The organism is Arthrobacter sp. MMS24-S77 (genome assembly GCF_054888235.1).
Genome location: NZ_JBTZRN010000001.1, coordinates 1,828,171 through 1,844,808, shown reverse-complemented (window position 1 = coordinate 1,844,808; position 16,638 = coordinate 1,828,171). Strand labels below are relative to the sequence as shown.

Here is a 16,638-nt window from a genome sequence, read left to right as displayed (position 1 = left end):
TTAGCCTCCGCGTACCAGCGCCGGGAGGCCCGATGGCGATCCAAGGTCAAGCCGGGAGTCTCCTTCGCTGATGTCGGCCGGGTTGTGGGTCACGAGGACCACCGTAACGCCTCCCAGTCCGCCACGAAGTTCGGCCATCATCAGGCGGGCCGCTTCGGCGTCGAGATGGGCGGTCGGCTCGTCCAGGAGGAGGACCGTTGCCCCGGTCAGGAGCGTTCGCGCCATCGCGAGACGCTGGCGTTCGCCGCCGCTCAGGAACGAACCCGAGGGGCCTATCCGGCTATCGAGGCCGGCAGGAAGCCCGGATACCAGTGCGGAGAGGCCGACGGCGCCCAAAGCCTGGCGCATCTCCGCTTCGGAAGGCTTGTGGCTGGCGGGGCGGGCCAGCAGCAGGTTGCCGCGGATAGTGGAGTCGAAGAGGTGGGCCTCCTGCGGACACCATGCCGCATTCCCGGTGACGTAGGCAGCGCCGGACGATGCCGGCAGGAAGCCGAGCAGTACCGAGAGCAGTGTGGATTTGCCGGAACCGGACGGACCCGTGACGGAGAGCCAGTGCCCGGGGGCCGCCTCGCCGCCCAGTCCACGGAATACCGGGGTGCCACCGGGCCAAGACGCTTCGAGTCCGTCCAGCAGCAGCCCCGGGGAACCGCCGGGCCGCTCCGGCAGGGCCAGCACACCGCCGTCGGACTCTGCTGACGTGTCAAACGCTCCCGACTCGGCGATTCGCCGCAACACCGCGGCCAAGGCGGGTGCCTGCCGCACGGCAGACACTACCGCAGCGTAGGGTTCTGCGAGCGCTAGTTGCATGAGCACAACGACGGCAAGCAAGGCAGGCGCAACGGTCCCGGCTGTATTTTCGCCTTGCACCGAGGGTCCTGCGAGAATTCCCGACACCAACGCTCCCAGCGTGCAGGCGAGCACGGTCAATCCTTGGCCGACGCCCTCGGCCCATGCAGAACGCTGTGCCGACGCTGTGGCTGCGTTGTCCCGCCGGGCCAAGGAGGACAGGACCGCAGGGGCCACCCCGTTGGCGCTGAGCTCGGCACGCGCGTCGAGGGCGGATGCAACGTCACGCAGAACCAGCGAACGGAGTTGCTGCTCCGCGCGGGCAGCGTTGCGGTCCGCCAACAGGGCGAGCAGGGGGGCCAGAACAACCCCGGTCGCGGCAGCCGCGACAACGGCAGGCACGGCAGCGGGGACAAGCAGTGCCGAGGCGACCACCGCCGACGCCGCGACGGCAAGCGCCGAGAGCGGCGGCAGTACGACGCGCGGCAGCAAGTCCCGCAGCGTATCGACGTCGTCGATCACTGCCCCGAGCACATTGCCGCCTTGCAGGAGCCGTCGGAGGGACAGTGCCCGCGCACTGAGCGCCGCCCACAGCGCACCCCGAAGCCTTGTCATGGCGGCGAAGACGGCGTCGTGGACGAGGAGCCGTTCAGCGTAACGAAGCACTGCCCGGCCAATGCCGAAGAACCGCACACCCACGATGGCTCCGAGCAAGTACAGGATGGGCGGTTGCTCACTGGCGCGGATGATGAGCCAGCCCGACGATCCGGACAAGGCCACGGCAAACAAGGCGGCGAGCGCGCCGATCAGCACAGCTCCGGCGAACTTGTAGCGGACGGGCGCAAGGATACGTGCCAGGGCCTTGAGGGTGGAGATGGCGGTGGGGGGTTCAGTTCCCCCGGTCGGGGTGGCCCGGAGGTGGCCGTCCCGCTGGATCGCTGTTCGACTTCCGGCGGCCGCTGGCTCGGGGTTTGCGGGGGCGGCCCGCTGGATCGCCGTCCCGCCGTCGAGCTCCACCACGTGGTCGGCAAGTCGCCGGGTTGCGGCGTCGTGGGCGACCAGGATGACGGTCGCGGACCCTCGTAGGCCCCCGATTGCCGTACGGATGGCATCGGCCGAGGCGGCGTCGAGATGGGCGGTCGGCTCGTCGAGCAAGAGGACCGTGGCTCCGGCTTTGAGGCGCGCCAAGCCTCGGGCAACGGCAACCCGTCGCATTTCGCCGGGGCTGAGCTCCGCGGGATGTTTGAGTGCGAGGTGTTCCGCGGCAGCCTGCTCCAGGCACTCCATTGCGGTCGTGTTGTGGGCGCCCGGCATGGATTCGGAGTCGCTTGCCTTTGGGCCTTGGCCGTCGCCGTCGAGGTAGAAAATGATCTCGTCCAGCACCGTTCCAGCCACCATGACGGGATGTTGCGGCACCCAGGCCACGGCACCGGCGTCCAATCCGGCAACGGCACCGCTAACGGACGCCCGCGGACCGTCGCCGATCGTGCCGGCCAAAACGCCCAGGATGGTGCTCTTGCCCGAACCGCTGCGGCCGTCAAGGGCCGTGACCTGACCTGCGGGGGCACGGAAGTCGAGGGGCCCGACGGCGGCCGCCGCCCGTCCCGCATAGCTCACCGCTAGTCCGGTGACCACGACGTCGGCGAGCGGCCTATTGGTGGCGGGCGCGCCGACGTCGTACGCCTCTGTGCTTGAAACATCTGTGCTTGAAACATCGGTGCTGGAAACATCGCTCAGGGGGCGGCCCGCCGGCGACTCCAGCACGGCGTTGGCCGCGGCCAGTGCTTCACGACCGTCGTCGCTGGCGTGGTGGGCCGTGCCGAGCTCACGCAGGGGAAGGTAGCAATCGGGTGCGAGGATGAGGGCCAGCAGGCCTGCCTCAAGGCCCATGTCACCGGCCACGAGCCGTACGCCGATGAAGACGGCAACCACGGCCACCGAAATGGTGGCGATGAGCTCCAAGGCGAGGGCGGACAGGAAGGCCGTGCGGAGGGTTCCCATCGTGCGGGTACGGTATTCCTCGGAGAGGTCTTCTAGCGCTGCTCGTTGTTCGCGGGCGCGGCCCAGTCCCACGAGCACGGGAAGCCCTTTGGCCAGCTCCAGGATGTGCCCCGAAAGCCTCCTCAGGGCGGATTGTGCTTCGTGGACCCTGTCCTCGGTGTGGCGGCCGATCAGCACCATGAAGAGCGGTACCAGCGGCAGGGTCAAAACCACAACTATTGCACTGACCCAGTCGGCGAAGAGAATCCTCGCGCCGAGGATCAGAGGCAACGCGGCGCAATTGACCAAGGCGGGCAGGAACTGGGTGTAATAGTTGTCCAATGCGTCAAGACCGCGCGTCGCGAGCACCGCCAGCCCGCCGTCGTTCACTTCCCCGACCTGTCCCGCGGCACCGGCGCCGAGGGCACGGCCCAGAAGCCTGGACCTCAGCTCTTCCTTGACCCCCAGGGCCGCCCGGCGCGCAGCGACTCCTTGGCCCCAGACCGTCAGCGATCGCAGTACCGCGCCAATGGCACCCCAGAGGAGTCCTTCCCGCCACCCCATGCCGCCGGAGGCAAGTCCGGATAGCATCCCCGCAACGGCCTGTGCAATCAGGACCAGTGACAAGGCCTTGAGTGAGGACAACAAACCTAGGGCGTAGAGGGCGGAACGGGTAGCGGGTCCGGCGGGGAACTGGGGCTTCATCCGTTACTCGCCGGCGTTGTGGCGTGCGTGTTTTGCAGCCGGACCGTCCGGCGCCGCATGGCCAACGAGCACCTTGGCGGCGATGGCCGGCAGGAATCCATGCGCCGCCGGAATGTGTGCCGCGCTCACGCGGCGACGGAACACCCAGTAGGTCCACGCCTGGTAGGCGATGACCAGGGGCAAGCCGACTGCCGCAACGATGCTCATCAACCCGAGGGTGTAGGCGGAGGAAGAGGCGTTGGAAATGGTGAGGTTGAAGGCCGGATCCACAGTCGAAGGAATGACCACGGGGAAGGCCGCACCGAAAATGGATGCCGTGGCGCACACCAGGAACGCACCCAGGGCTCCAAAGGCCTTGCCCTCGGCTCCCTTGCGGGCGAGAACCCATGCCGTCGCAGCAGCCAGCGCTCCCAGGATCACGAGTATCCACGTCCAGGGCTTGCCACTGAGCAGCTGCACGGCCACCATCCATCCCAGAAGCGGCAGCAACGCGACGGGCGAGAGCCGCACAAACCAGCGGCGTGCGCGGTGGCGTATCTCGCCGTCGGTCTTGAGGGCCAGGAACGCCAAAGCGTGCACCAGGGCGAACGCGACGACGGCGAAACCGCCCAGCACGGCGTAACCGCTGAACCAGGCAAAGGGTCCGCCCTGCCGGTCGCCGTTGGCGTTGAGTGGCAGCCCGGTAGTGGTCAAGGCCAAGGCAGCGCCGATACCGAACGCAGCCGTGAACGAGCCCACCGCAATGGACCAGTCCCAGACGGTCCGCCAGCGCGCGGTGTCCACCTTGCCCCGGTACTCGAAAGCGACGGCACGGAAGATCAAGGCCACCAGGACAAGCAACAGGGGCAGGTAGAGGGCGGAGAACAGCGAGGCGTACCAGAGCGGAAAGGCCGCGAAGGTGGCACCGGCCGCGGTCAGCAGCCACACTTCGTTTCCGTCCCATACCGGGCCGATCGTGTTCAGGAGCACCCGGCGGTCGGTGTTGTTCCGGGCGAAGAGCTTCATGAGCATTCCGACGCCGAGATCGAAGCCCTCCAGGAAGAGGTAGCCGGTCCACAACACGGCGATGGCTATGAACCAGACGGTTGGCAACAGTTCCATGCGAAAGATCCCTCTGCTTCCTAGTAGGCGAATGCCAGGACGTCGTCGCTGTCGCCGGGCTGGCCCGGAGCGCCGGGGATTCCGGCGTCGTCGTCCTTCCTGTGGTGCGCCTCAGCGAGCTCCGGCATGGCGGATGCCACACCACCGCGGGCGTATTTGACCAGCAGCCGGACTTCCACCACCAAGAGCACCGCGTAGATGGAGGCCAACACCACCAATGAGGTGATGAGCTCGGCGGCGGACACGCCGGGTGAGACGGCCGCGGCCGTGAACATGAACACCTGGTCGATGCCGCTCGCGTCCGGATTGGGAGCGACGACGAACGGCTGCCGGCCCATTTCGGTGAAGATCCAGCCGGCGGCGTTGGCCCCGAAAGGAGCGAGGATGCCGAAGACTGCTAGGCGCATGATCCACCGGGATTGCGGCACCACGCCCCTGCGGGTCACCCACAAGGCAAGCAGCGCGGCCAAGGCGGCAATCCCACCGAAGCCAATCATCATGCGGAATCCCCAATAGGTCACTTCCATGACCGGCACGTACTGGATTTCCTGCCCTGCGCGATCGCCGTACAAAGGATCGTTGGGCAAGTGCGTGCCGTACTTGGCCTTGTACTCGTCCAGGAGGCTGTTGACGCCCTTCACCTCCGTGCTGAAGTCGCCCTTGGCCAGGAAGGACAGAATGCCGGGGACCTCGATCACGGCCACAATGTCGTTGCAGTTCTTGGAACCGACGTTGCCGACACTCAGCACGGAGAATCCGGTGCCGTCGTGGCATGCGGCCTCTGCCGCGGCCATCTTCATGGGCTGCTGTTCGAACATCAGCTTGCCCTGCAGATCGCCCGTGAAGGCCGTCCCCGCGAAGGAGATCATGGCAACGACGGCGCCGATCCGCAAGGAAGTCATCCACACCTTGTAGTCGGCCTTGTCGCGCCCAGGGATGTTGGCTTCCCCGGGAATGGCGCGTCCGTCCGCATCGACGCTGTCAATGCCGTCGTGGCGGCGGCGCCAGAGGTGGTACCAAGCGATGCCCAGAAGGAACGCACCGGCGACGCCCAGGGCACCGAAGAGCGTGTGCGGCACGGCCACCAAGGCGGTGTTGTTGGTGAAGACCGCCCAAGCATCGGTCATGACCGGACGCCCGTTGACCATCTCGACGCCGACCGGGTGCTGCATCCAGGAATTGGCCACGATGATGAAGTAGGCCGAGAAGAGCGAGCCGATCACGGCGATCCAAAGGCACGCGAGGTGGACGCCGCGCTTGAGCTGCTTCCAGCCGAAGATCCATAGCCCGAGGAAGGTCGATTCCACGAAGAACGCCAGAAGCGCTTCCAGGGCCAGGGGCGCGCCGAAGATGTCTCCAACGAAGCGGCTGTACTCACTCCACGCCATGCCGAACTGGAATTCCTGCACGATGCCTGTGGCCACGCCCATGATGAAGTTGATGAGGAAGAGCTTGCCCCAGAACTTGGTCATCCGCAGGTATTCGACTTTTCCGGTGCGGTACCAAAGAGTCTGGATGACGGCCACAACGAGCCCCAGCCCAATGGTCAGCGGCACCATCATGAAGTGGTAGACCGTGGTGATTCCAAATTGCCAGCGTGCGATTTCCAAGGCGTCCATGGCTGTCCTTATTGTCCCGCCGCCCGCTTGCGGCGTCCATTTTCTACGTTGTGTAGAAGCTGCTTCTTCTACACAGTGTAGAACAAACCTCTGCGATGTGGTCACCACTCTTCCAGTGGCGTAACAGTGCCGCAAGGACACGCCGCGCCGCATGTTCTACCTCACGTAGAATCGCACTCCAAAAAGCGGTAGATTGATGGTGGAATGTTGGATCATCGCACGCCCTTGAACCCATATCATGGTCGGGGAAGTGCGGAAAGTAGGGATGCATTGATGGCAAGTCTTGGCGAACTGGAACGGGCGGTCATGGATCTGCTCTGGGCAGGCCAGGAGGCTGCGACAGCCAACAAACTTCGTGATCTGCTGGCGCAGGATTCCGCAGCCGCCGATGGCATCGCAGGGCACCAAGGCAAGGACCTCGCCGTCACCACGGTGCTGACTGTCTTGTCGCGCCTTGAGAAGAAGGGGCTCGTGGAGCGCGAACGGGGCACCCGTCCGCACCGCTACCAGGCTGTGTCGAGCCGCGCCGACCACACGGCAGACCTCATGCACGAGGCGCTGGGGTCGGCCCCGGACCGCGAGGCGGTGCTGGCCCGGTTCATTGGTTCCGTGAGCGAAAGTGAAGCTGCCACGCTGCGCAAACTGCTCGGCAAAAACTAACCACCCATGTTCTGGACCTCATACTTTCTGGCGGTCCTTGCTTTGGTGCTGGCATGGCCAGTTCCCGTCCTCTTGTCGCGCGCCGAATGGCCGGCGCGCGCACCCTTCATGGCCATGGTCCTCTGGCAGGCCATCGCACTTGCCGGTGGCCTCTCCATGATCGGAGCCATGCTCGTCTACGGACTTGAGCCCATCGGCGACAACCTCATTGCGGGGCTGCGTTCCTTGACCGGCATGGTATTGCACAACGAGCCCACCACAGCGCTGGGCTTCTGGCATTTGTTCGCGTTGTCCGCAGCGGCGCTGCTGAGCGCCCATCTGGTGTTTACCTTGCTGCTGACCTACGTCAAGATCGAACGGCAGCGCCGGCGCCACCGCGAACTCCTTGCGCTTCTGGCCTCACCCTCCGACGACGGCCCGGGCACCGTGGTCATCAACCACGACTCCCCCGTTGCCTACTGCCTGCCCGGCGGCGCGAGGTCCGTGACCGTGCTGTCCGATGGACTCATGGCCGCACTGGAACCTGCTGAGCTCAGGGCCGTCCTGATCCACGAGAACGCGCATCTCTCGCAACGCCACGACCTTCTTTTGTGGGCCTTCGCCGCGTGGCGCCAGGCCCTGCCCTGGTTCCCCACCACCCGGCTCGCCCAGGTTGCGGTCAACTCCTTGATCGAGATGCTCGCCGATGACGTGGCCCTGCGCACGGAGAGCAAGGGAACGCTCATCAAGGCGATCGCGATCGTGGCCAGCGGTTCCGCCCGTCCCGTGGAGCGGGTCTCCCTGCCCGGAACACGCAGCGGAGACTCTTCCGCCGAAGACGGCACGTTGAGCGGAACCGGCGGCGCCGATTCACCGCGTACGACGGCGTCGCGCGTCAGCCGGCTGCTCTCACCCAAGCCTCCGCTTCCGGCAGGGCTGCGCGCCCTGGTCCTCGCGGCGTCGGCCATGTTGCTTGCCGTGCCCACGGGCCTGCTGATAGTGCCCGGCCTGCTGGGCTGAAGGGTTTGCTGGGCTGAACGGCTCGATAGGCCCGCGGGCCGGATAGTGCGCTGAACGCGGGCCCGCCGGGTCAGGCGTCGATGCGTTCCCGGTCCAGGTCTGCGGCCCCCGCAATGATGAAGTCCTTGCGGGGGGCGACGTCGGAACCCATCAACAGGTCAAAAGTGTCCTCCGCCATCTTGGCGTTCTCGATCCCCACCTTGCGGAGCGTGCGGTGGCGCGGATCCATGGTGGTCTCGGCGAGCTGCTCGGCGTCCATTTCGCCCAGGCCCTTGTAGCGCTGGATCGGCTCCTTGTAGCGCTTGCCTTCCTTGGCGAGCCTTGCCAGCAGGACGTGCAGTTCGGCCTCCGAGTAGGTGTAGATCATCTCGTTGGCCTTCTGGCCAGCGTTGATGACTTCGACCCGGTGCAGCGGCGGTACTGCCGCGTATACCCGGCCTTCGTCGATCATCGGGCGCATGTACCGGAAGAACAAGGTGAGCAGGAGCGTGCGGATGTGGGCGCCGTCGACGTCTGCATCGGTCATCAGGATCACCTTGCCGTACCGGGCGGCGTCGATGTCGAAGCTCCGGCCCGATCCCGCACCGACTACCTGGATGAGGGCGGCGCACTCTGCGTTGGAGAGCATGTCCCCTACGGAGGCCTTCTGTACGTTCAGGATTTTCCCGCGGATAGGCAACAGCGCTTGGAAGTCCGAGGACCGCGCGAGCTTGGCGGTGCCAAGGGCGGAGTCACCCTCCACGATGAACAATTCCGAGCGTTCGACGTCGTCCGTGCGGCAATCCGCCAGCTTGGTGGGCATCGACGACGTTTCCAGTGCATTCTTCCGGCGCTGCGTTTCCTTGTGCACGCGGGCGGAGATGCGGGACTTCATCTCACTGACGATCTTCTCAAGCAGCAAGGCGGACTGGGCTTTGTCATTGCGGTTCGCCGAGTTCAGGCGCGCCGTGATCTCCTCTTCGACCACCTTGGCGACGATCGCCCTGACCGCCGATGTGCCCAGGATTTCCTTCGTCTGGCCTTCGAACTGCGGCTCTGCCAGGCGGACAGTCAGCACTGCCGTGAGGCCGGCAAGGACGTCATCCTTCTCGATCTTGTCGTTGCCTGCTTTGAGTTTGCGTGCGTTCGTTTCCACGGCCTTGCGGAAGGTCTTCAGGAGTGCCTGTTCGAAGCCGGCCTGGTGCGTCCCGCCCTTGGGCGTGGCGATGATGTTGACGAAGCTGCGCATCGTGGTCTCGTAGCCGATTCCCCACCGCAGCGCGACGTCAACTTCACAGTCGCGCTCCACTTCGGCGATCTTGCTGTGCCCATTCTCGTCAAGGACCGGAACGGTCTCCTTGAACTTGCCCGCACCGTGGAGACGCCAAATGTCAGTGACGCCCGAATCCGCGGCGAGGAAGTCGACAAACTCGGAAATACCGCCGTCGTGATGGAAGACCTCTTCGTGCGGGCCGTTCTCGCCGGGCGTGCCTGGAAGGCGGCGCTCATCGCGCACGGTGAGCTTGAGGCCCGGAACCAGGAAGGAAGTTTGGCGCGCACGGGCAGCGAGGTCCTCGTGCGAGAACTTCGCGTCCGGCGTGAAGATCTGACGGTCTGCCCAGTATCGGATGCGGGTGCCGGTGACACCCCGCTTGGCTTTACCGACGACATCGAGCACCGAATCTTCGACGAACGGTTCAAAGACAGACGTCGGGCTTGGCTTGGAGCCAGTGTCCTTGAATCGTCCGGGCTCGCCCCGACGGAAAGACATCTGGTACGTTTTGCCCCCGCGGTCCACCTGCACGTCAAGACGCGCAGAGAGCGCGTTCACAACGGAAGCACCAACGCCGTGCAAACCGCCGGAAGCCGTGTAGGAGCCGCCACCGAATTTTCCACCCGCGTGCAGTTTGGTGAAGACGACCTCGACGCCGGTCAGCCCGGTCTTGGGTTCCAGGTCCACGGGGATGCCGCGGCCGTCGTCGTGGATTTCCACCGAATTGTCCGCGTGCAGGATGATTTGGATGTCGTGGCCGAAGCCCGCCAGCGCTTCGTCGACTGAGTTGTCGATGATCTCCCACAGGCAGTGCATGAGGCCGCGGGAGTCGGTGGAACCGATATACATGCCCGGACGCTTGCGGACGGCCTCCAGTCCTTCCAGAACTGAAAGGTGCCGGGCGTTGTATTCAGAACTCGGTGCCACGGGCGGGGCGCTCCTTCGGGGTGTAACAGACGCAAAATAACACTCCCCCTAGGCTAGCCGCCCCGAAGCCTTGGCGCGTGCTGCCACTCCCAATCGTGCCGGACGCCACTTCCCAGTGTTACGCACATGTGATACGCGGACAGCGAACGTGACCCATCCTTGCCATGGTTTTGCTTCGAATGCTGGTTATATGGATACACAGAACTACTAAGGAGGCCGAACATGACAACAGCAGTTGCAGACCGCACACTCAATGCACTCGACCGGTGCGACCGTTGCGGGGCCCAGGCATATGTCCGCGTTGTACTCGAGTCCTCCGGCGGTGAGCTGCTTTTCTGCGGCCACCACGCACGTGCAGTAGAGGCCACGCTCCGGCCGATGACCTCGGACTGGCATGACGAAACGGGCCGCCTTCAGGAGAAGGAACCCGTCCTCGCCGACTAGCCATCCGTGGCCGGGCACACCGGCCGCGGCGGTTGACAAAATTTCACAGAGATAGCGAGGCCCCCTCCGAATGGAGGGGGCCTCGCTGCGTTAACTTTCCTGCCTTGCCCGGGCGACGTCGGCAGCCATCTCCTTGTGCCCTTGGGCACCAAGCCCGGCCACGACCCCGTCGATGTCCTTGTCAGGCCGGTTCTGGCTCAGTTTGGCTTTCGCTTCGATCCTCGTGATCAACAATTCGACGCCAACGATGGCTCGCAACTGACCGGCGACGAAGCGCTCCGGCGCATCGTCCACGGCCCACGGCCGCTCAAAGTGGGCTTCGTTGAGCTCGGTCAGCCGCCGGACCTGGTCACCAAGCCAGGCCACATCGTCGTGGATAGCGAGCGTTCCGTAGACGTGGGCCGTGGAGTAGTTCCACGTCGGGACGACACGTCCGTGTTCGGCTTTCGAGGCGTACCACGAAGGCGAGATATACGCGTCCGCACCCTGGATGATGACAAGTGATTCTCCGATCGCCGGCTCGGACCATTGCGCGTTGGTTCGGGCGAGGTGTCCGTGCAACGCGCCGTGTTCGCCGGTCGAAGGATCGAAGACGAAGGGCACGAAACTGGCGAGCAGGCCGCGCTGGGTCATAGTGACCAGGTTGGCTGCGCCCGGCCGCATAAGGAGGTCGTGGATGGCTTCGGGGCCGGCTTGGAAGTGCGCTGGAATGTACATGGTGTTCTTCTTCTTTGGGAGGGAGGGATCTTGATGTCCGGTGGCCGCTAGGGTGTCTGATTCTTGGGTCGCGGATTGAGCCGGACCCGGACTGCGATGCCGGCGCAAAGGATGACTGCGATTCCGCCGACGATTGTGGTCCAGCCCAGGGTTTCGCCAAGCAGCACTCCTGCCCAGCAGATGCTCAGCACGGGCTGGATGAGTTGTATCTGGCTGACTTTGGCCATGGGTCCCATGGCGAGGCCCCGGTACCAGGCGAAGAAGCCGAAGAACATGCTGACGACTCCGAGGTATGCAAAAGCAGCCCATTGAATCGGTGAAGCTGACGGTGGCTGCCAGGACATGGAGAGCGCAGTCAGGCCGGCCATCAACGGCAATGCGAGGACGAGCGCCCAGGATACGGTCTGCCACGCACCGAGTTCGCGTGCGAGCAGTCCGCCTTCCGCGTAACCGATGGCCGCGGCAATGACGGCACCGAGGAGCAGCAAGTCCGCCCAGTCCAGCTGCCCGAGCCCGCCGGACTGCGTTGGGTGACCTGCCTGCGATAGGGCGAATGCAATGGCCGCAATGGCTCCCACGGCCGTGACCAGCCAGAAGGCGATCGGCGGATGCTCACGTCCGCGCAGCACAGCCGCGGTTGCCGTCGCTGCCGGCAACAGAGCGATGACGACGGCACCGTGACTGGCCGGCGTCGTCATGAGGGCGAATGAAGTGAGTAACGGGAAGCCGACAACAATCCCGGCGGCGACCACCACGAGCCGCGTCCATTGCTTACCTTGGGGAAGGCGCTGCCTGGTGAGCGAGAGGGCACATGTCGCGAGTATCCCCGCGACCACAGCGCGACCCGAGCCGATGAACAGTGGCGACAGGCCACCAACCGCTAGTCGGGTGAAGGGAACAGTGAACGAGAACGCCGCTACTCCAAGAAGACCCCACCAAAGGCCCGTGGCCGGGCTGGACGATATCGCTGGGCGAATAAGCGTAGTAGCGCTACTATTGACTCTCATGAACAACGATAGCAGTTCCCGGATTGCGACGCGACTGCGCGAATGGATCGCTGGGGTCGCACCGGGATCCCGGTTGCCGTCCACCCGGTCGCTGGTTGCCGAGTACCAGGCCAGCCCGGTGACGGTGCAGAAGGCCCTGCAGGCGCTCACCTCCCAGGGCCTGATCGAGAGCAGGCCGGGGGTCGGAACCTTCGTGCGGGCCGTCCGGACGGCGCGGCCGTCGGATTACGGCTGGCAGACTGCGGCGCTGCGCGCACCGCAGGCACCTCCCCGCTCGGCCTCCACCACAATGCGCAACACCTCGAACGACGTCATTGCATTCCACTCCGGCTACCCGGACCGGGAACTCCTGCCGGAGCGCCTTGTGCGTGCCGCGCTCGCCCGGGCCGCCCGGGGAGACGCCGCCTTGTCTCGACCACCCGCTGCGGGGCTTCCCGAGTTGCAGTCCTGGTTCGCGCACGAACTCGGCTCAGCGACCCCGGCAGGACTCACCCCGCCAACACCGAGCGACGTCATCGTGCTGCCAGGAAGCCAAGGGGGTCTCAGCTCGATATTTAGTGCGTTGGTAGGACACGGGCAGCCGTTGCTCATGGAATCCCCGAGCTACTGGGGAGCCATCCTCGCTGCGACGCAAGCCGGAGTCCGCATCGTCCCGGTGCCGAGCGGACCCGATGGGCCGGACCCGGAAGAATTGGCCAGGGCCTTTGAGGAGACCGGCGCACGGCTGTTCTATGCTCAACCGAACTACGCGAACCCCACTGGGGCACAATGGCCCATCCGGCGGGGCGAAGAAGTCCTGGACGTGGTCCGCGCGAACGGTGCTTTCCTGGTTGAGGACGACTGGGCCCACGATTTCGGCATCACTTCGACTCCCATGCCCATCGCCGCACGTGACGACTCCGGGCATGTCGTCTATCTGCGCTCCCTCACGAAAAGCGTCTCCCCCGCCATCCGCGTTGCGGCCGTCATCGCACGAGGCCCGGCCCGTGAACGCATCCTTGCCGACCGCGCGGCAGAGTCGATGTATGTCAGCGGCTTACTCCAGGCCGCAGCACTCGATGTCGTCACACAGCCGGCCTGGCAGACGCATCTGCGCAGCCTCCGCCATCAGCTTCAATCCCGCCGCGACCTTCTGGTCACGAGCCTGCGCGAACACGCCCCGCAGGCCCACATCAGCCAGATCCCCAAGGGAGGGCTGAACCTCTGGGCACGCTTGCCGGACGGAACCGACCTCGAAAAGGTGACCCTGGACTGCGAGAGTGCAGGAGTGATGATCGCCGTCGGCAACGAGTGGTTCCCGGCCGAACCGGCAGGTCCGTTCATCCGACTCAACTATGCCGGCCCCAACCCCTCCGCCTTCCCGGAAGGCGCAAGGATCCTCGGCCAAGCACTCGAACGAAACAGGCGCTAGGACCGAAAATGGACCCCCGGAAGATCCGAGGGTCCATTTTCGCGAAAGCCTTGCGCCGCTGTGGGCAAGGCGTCCGTTGCTTTAGTCGAGGTAGTCGCGCAGAACCTGCGACCGCGAGGGGTGGCGCAGCTTGGACATCGTCTTGGATTCGATCTGACGGATGCGTTCGCGGGTGACTCCATAGACCTTGCCGATTTCGTCTAAAGTCTTCGGCTGGCCGTCGGTGAGGCCGAAGCGCATGGCTACGACGCCCGCTTCACGCTCGGACAGGGTATCGAGTACCGAGTGCAGCTGCTCCTGGAGCAGGGTGAAGCTCACAGCATCCGCCGGAACAACGGCTTCGGAGTCCTCGATGAGGTCGCCGAACTCGGAGTCGCCGTCTTCGCCAAGCGGAGTGTGCAGCGAAATGGGCTCGCGACCGTACTTCTGGACTTCGACGACCTTCTCGGGCGTCATGTCCAGTTCGAGGGCCAGTTCCTCAGGCGTGGGTTCGCGTCCGAGATCCTGCAGCATTTGGCGCTGAACGCGTGCCAGCTTGTTGATGACTTCCACCATGTGCACCGGGATACGGATGGTGCGGGCCTGGTCTGCCATGGCGCGGGTGATGGCCTGGCGGATCCACCAGGTGGCGTAGGTGGAGAACTTGAAGCCCTTGGTGTAGTCGAACTTCTCCACCGCACGGATCAAGCCCAAGTTTCCTTCCTGGATGAGGTCCAGGAACAGCATCCCGCGGCCGGTGTAGCGCTTGGCCAGGGAGACCACGAGGCGCAGGTTGGCTTCGAGGAGGTGGTTCTTGGCGCGCTTACCGTCGTGGATGATGAACTCGAGCTCGCGCTTGAGCTTCGGGTCCATGGAACCGTCGTCGGCGTTGATCTTCTCCTCTGCGAAGAGGCCGGCTTCAATGCGGAGCGCAAGGTCGACTTCCTGCTCCGCGTTCAGGAGTGCGACCTTACCGATCTGCTTCAGGTAATCCTTGACGGGGTCGGCGGTTGCTCCGGCAGACATAACCTGCTGGACAGGAGCGTCGTCGTCATCGGCATCCGAGTAGACAAAACCCGAACCTGTTGTGGCAGGTTTCTTCCCCTCTTCGCCTTCTTCGACTTCCTCGGTGAGCTCTGCTTCATCGGGAACGACGGCGTCAAAATCCTCGGCTTCTTCCTCGGAGTCCTCGTCGGCGCCGGCGGACTTGTTGGCTGCTTCGGCAGCGGCCTTGGCGCCGGGCTTGGGCCCGCGCTTCTTGGGTGCCGGCTTCTCTGCACCTGCAGTTGAAGCATTGGCAGCACGCGTTGCCGCACGCTTCGCAACTGTAGCCGCCTTCTTTTCTTCGGCGGACAGTTCGGCCTGGGCGGCGGGTTCCTTCTCGGCGGAAGACGGGGTCACAGAAAACCTTTCTAGCGGCGGTCTGTGGAATCACCATGGGGGCAACACCACTATGACCCTGTCAAGTCCGCGATGAACATCAAGTGCCATCGCCGACCGCAGAGTCTTTAGGTAAAACTCCCGACGACGCCTAAATGTTCCCTGGGTTCAGGGACACTTGAGGCACTTGAAACACGGACCCAACCGGGTCTCGGCAACCATTGTCTCACGGTTTTGGTTTTCGAGGGTCGATATGGACTTCCTTGCGGACAATTACGCGTCGGCGGATTTCCATCAGTGACGCGCCTCGGAGCCTTCAGGTCGGGTCTGTCTTCAGGTCGGGTCTGCCTTGACGCCGCGTCCCTGTCTTTCACGTCGAGCCTTTGCTCATGGCTTCTTGTCAGGCCGCCGTCCGACCGAACTTCCGCCACGCGGAGGTCTGGCTTTTCGCCCAGCCGCACACGGTGCCGCGCCGCACCACCTCGGCAAGTAGTTCCGCAAGTCGATAGCCCTGTTGTTCGGCGTCCGCTTGCGAAAAAAGCTCGTCGGCGAACGAACCGCTCCCCTGGCACCATTGAATCCACCCCCGGATCGTGAGCGCGGCAGCGCGTCCCTCGCCACCGCCACGCCGCGAGAGCCTCGCCAAAACCTGGTCCAAGGCAGTCAGCCGGTCCCAATCCGGGGTATCCGGGTAGAGTCCCAGCAACACGTCCCCGTACCGCAAAGCGTTGATATCAGCAGCCGCCGTCCGCGGAGGCTCCCCTCCGGATGCCCCCTTGCCCTTCCCTGCTGCTGGCGAGAGGGGACGAAGTCCGGGGGGAATGAGCAAGGCTTCTTCGTCATCGCGCTCAGGAGAAAAGAAGCGGAAGGCTTCCGCACCGCCGCGGGCGACCCCTTTCCCCGCAGCAGCCAAGACCACCACGGCGTCGCGCCACGCCGGGACCCGCAGGCTCGCCCGGAGGAACGCCGCCGCCTCAAGGTCGAGTTCTTCGGGAAGACCGGAATCGAGGATCCGCATCCACACATCCAGCATTTCTTCGAATGCCTTCTTGCTTTGCCACCTCCGAAGCATCTCCTCAAGGGCGGTTGCTTCCGCGCGCAAGAATTCCGGATCAACGGCCGGTTCGTCCTCTGGCCCCAGCAACCGGGGCGATTCCCTGACGCTGCTCCCCCTGAAAACCATTTCGGCGTTGAGCCGGCTGTCGAGGATCTGGTCCACAGGACGCCCTGGGATAGGACAGCACGCGATGTCGGTGCAAAACGCGCTGCGCCAGTACTCAGAACCAATAAACCAGGCATCACGGAGCGCCAGGCCACGGCGGGCCAGCACTAGATCCAGGTCCTCCAGCAGCGACACATTGCCCCGTACAACACCGCCATCGTCCCAGCCATCGTCGCTGAAAATTGCCAGGAGCACTCCGTCGGCTTCGTGGTCAGCTTCCAAATATTCTCCGATCTTCCGCGAGTACACCGCGAGCACCTCTTGGGATCTCCCGGGCGGAAGGTCCACCCGAAGGGTGGCGCCGAGCGTCTGGCCGCGCAAAGTGATGGCCACAAGGCTCTCCTTCGGCCAATGACCCAAGGCGTGGGGAATGAAGCCCAAGATGTCCTCGGGCCGGGAGACGGTTACACGGTTGTCTGATGTCATGATTTCAGCATCGGCGGCAATAA

At 64.7% G+C, this 16,638-nt stretch carries 12 protein-coding genes; 4 read left to right on the top strand and 8 right to left on the bottom strand.

Features of this window, described 5'->3' with window-relative positions; all coding sequences use genetic code 11:
• From cydD to ACX5I4_RS08380, 3 genes are read right to left on the bottom strand one after another with little or no spacing between them, the layout of a single operon-like run.
• A complete protein-coding gene (cydD, locus tag ACX5I4_RS08390; RefSeq protein ID WP_461836275.1) occupies positions 1 to 3,471 on the bottom strand; it encodes a thiol reductant ABC exporter subunit CydD in 3,471 nt (1,156 codons plus the stop codon).
• A 3-nt stretch (positions 3,472 to 3,474) separates the two neighbouring features.
• Complete coding sequence (cydB, locus tag ACX5I4_RS08385) at positions 3,475 to 4,572, bottom strand: cytochrome d ubiquinol oxidase subunit II (protein ID WP_461836274.1); 1,098 nt, start codon at positions 4,570 to 4,572, stop codon at positions 3,475 to 3,477.
• A gap of 20 nt (positions 4,573 to 4,592) precedes the next feature.
• Positions 4,593 to 6,191 (bottom strand): cytochrome ubiquinol oxidase subunit I, encoded by a 1,599-nt coding sequence (locus ACX5I4_RS08380; protein WP_461836273.1) that lies wholly within the window; start codon positions 6,189 to 6,191, stop codon positions 4,593 to 4,595.
• A 273-nt stretch (positions 6,192 to 6,464) separates the two neighbouring features.
• On the opposite strand from ACX5I4_RS08380, the gene ACX5I4_RS08375 reads away from it, so the two are divergent.
• Together ACX5I4_RS08375 and ACX5I4_RS08370 are read left to right on the top strand one after the other, a co-directional pair.
• On the top strand, positions 6,465 to 6,851 hold the full coding sequence (locus ACX5I4_RS08375) for a BlaI/MecI/CopY family transcriptional regulator (protein ID WP_395801992.1): 387 nt from the start codon (positions 6,465 to 6,467) through the stop codon (positions 6,849 to 6,851).
• Positions 6,852 to 6,857: 6 nt separating this feature from the next.
• On the top strand, positions 6,858 to 7,850 hold the full coding sequence (locus ACX5I4_RS08370; protein WP_461836272.1) for a M56 family metallopeptidase: 993 nt from the start codon (positions 6,858 to 6,860) through the stop codon (positions 7,848 to 7,850).
• Positions 7,851 to 7,920: 70 nt separating this feature from the next.
• On the opposite strand, the gene ACX5I4_RS08365 is transcribed toward ACX5I4_RS08370, so the two are convergent.
• A complete protein-coding gene (locus ACX5I4_RS08365) occupies positions 7,921 to 10,029 on the bottom strand; it encodes a DNA gyrase/topoisomerase IV subunit B (protein WP_461836271.1) in 2,109 nt (702 codons plus the stop codon).
• Positions 10,030 to 10,251: 222 nt separating this feature from the next.
• Here ACX5I4_RS08365 and ACX5I4_RS08360 point away from each other — a divergent pair, with 222 nt between their 5' ends.
• A complete protein-coding gene (locus ACX5I4_RS08360; RefSeq protein WP_078105523.1) occupies positions 10,252 to 10,473 on the top strand; it encodes a DUF7455 domain-containing protein in 222 nt (73 codons plus the stop codon).
• 90 nt (positions 10,474 to 10,563) lie between these two features.
• Here ACX5I4_RS08360 and ACX5I4_RS08355 read toward each other — a convergent pair whose 3' ends face one another.
• A complete protein-coding gene (locus ACX5I4_RS08355; RefSeq protein WP_461836270.1) occupies positions 10,564 to 11,190 on the bottom strand; it encodes an FMN-binding negative transcriptional regulator in 627 nt (208 codons plus the stop codon).
• Positions 11,191 to 11,237: 47 nt separating this feature from the next.
• Positions 11,238 to 12,197 carry a DMT family transporter gene (locus ACX5I4_RS08350; protein WP_461836269.1) on the bottom strand — a complete coding sequence of 320 codons (960 nt, stop codon included), beginning with the start codon at positions 12,195 to 12,197 and terminating at the stop codon, positions 11,238 to 11,240.
• Between ACX5I4_RS08350 and ACX5I4_RS08345 the strand changes: the two genes are divergently transcribed.
• Complete coding sequence (locus tag ACX5I4_RS08345; protein ID WP_461836268.1) at positions 12,196 to 13,608, top strand: aminotransferase-like domain-containing protein; 1,413 nt, start codon at positions 12,196 to 12,198, stop codon at positions 13,606 to 13,608. The genes ACX5I4_RS08350 and ACX5I4_RS08345 overlap by 2 nt on opposite strands.
• Before the next feature lie 81 nt (positions 13,609 to 13,689).
• Here the strand turns inward: ACX5I4_RS08345 and ACX5I4_RS08340 are convergent, their stop codons facing one another.
• Together ACX5I4_RS08340 and ACX5I4_RS08335 are read right to left on the bottom strand one after the other, a co-directional pair.
• On the bottom strand, positions 13,690 to 14,988 hold the full coding sequence (locus ACX5I4_RS08340; protein WP_461836267.1) for an RNA polymerase sigma factor: 1,299 nt from the start codon (positions 14,986 to 14,988) through the stop codon (positions 13,690 to 13,692).
• Positions 14,989 to 15,367: 379 nt separating this feature from the next.
• On the bottom strand, positions 15,368 to 16,615 hold the full coding sequence (locus ACX5I4_RS08335) for a DUF4192 domain-containing protein (protein WP_461836266.1): 1,248 nt from the start codon (positions 16,613 to 16,615) through the stop codon (positions 15,368 to 15,370).
• Positions 16,616 to 16,638: the final 23 nt, after the last annotated feature.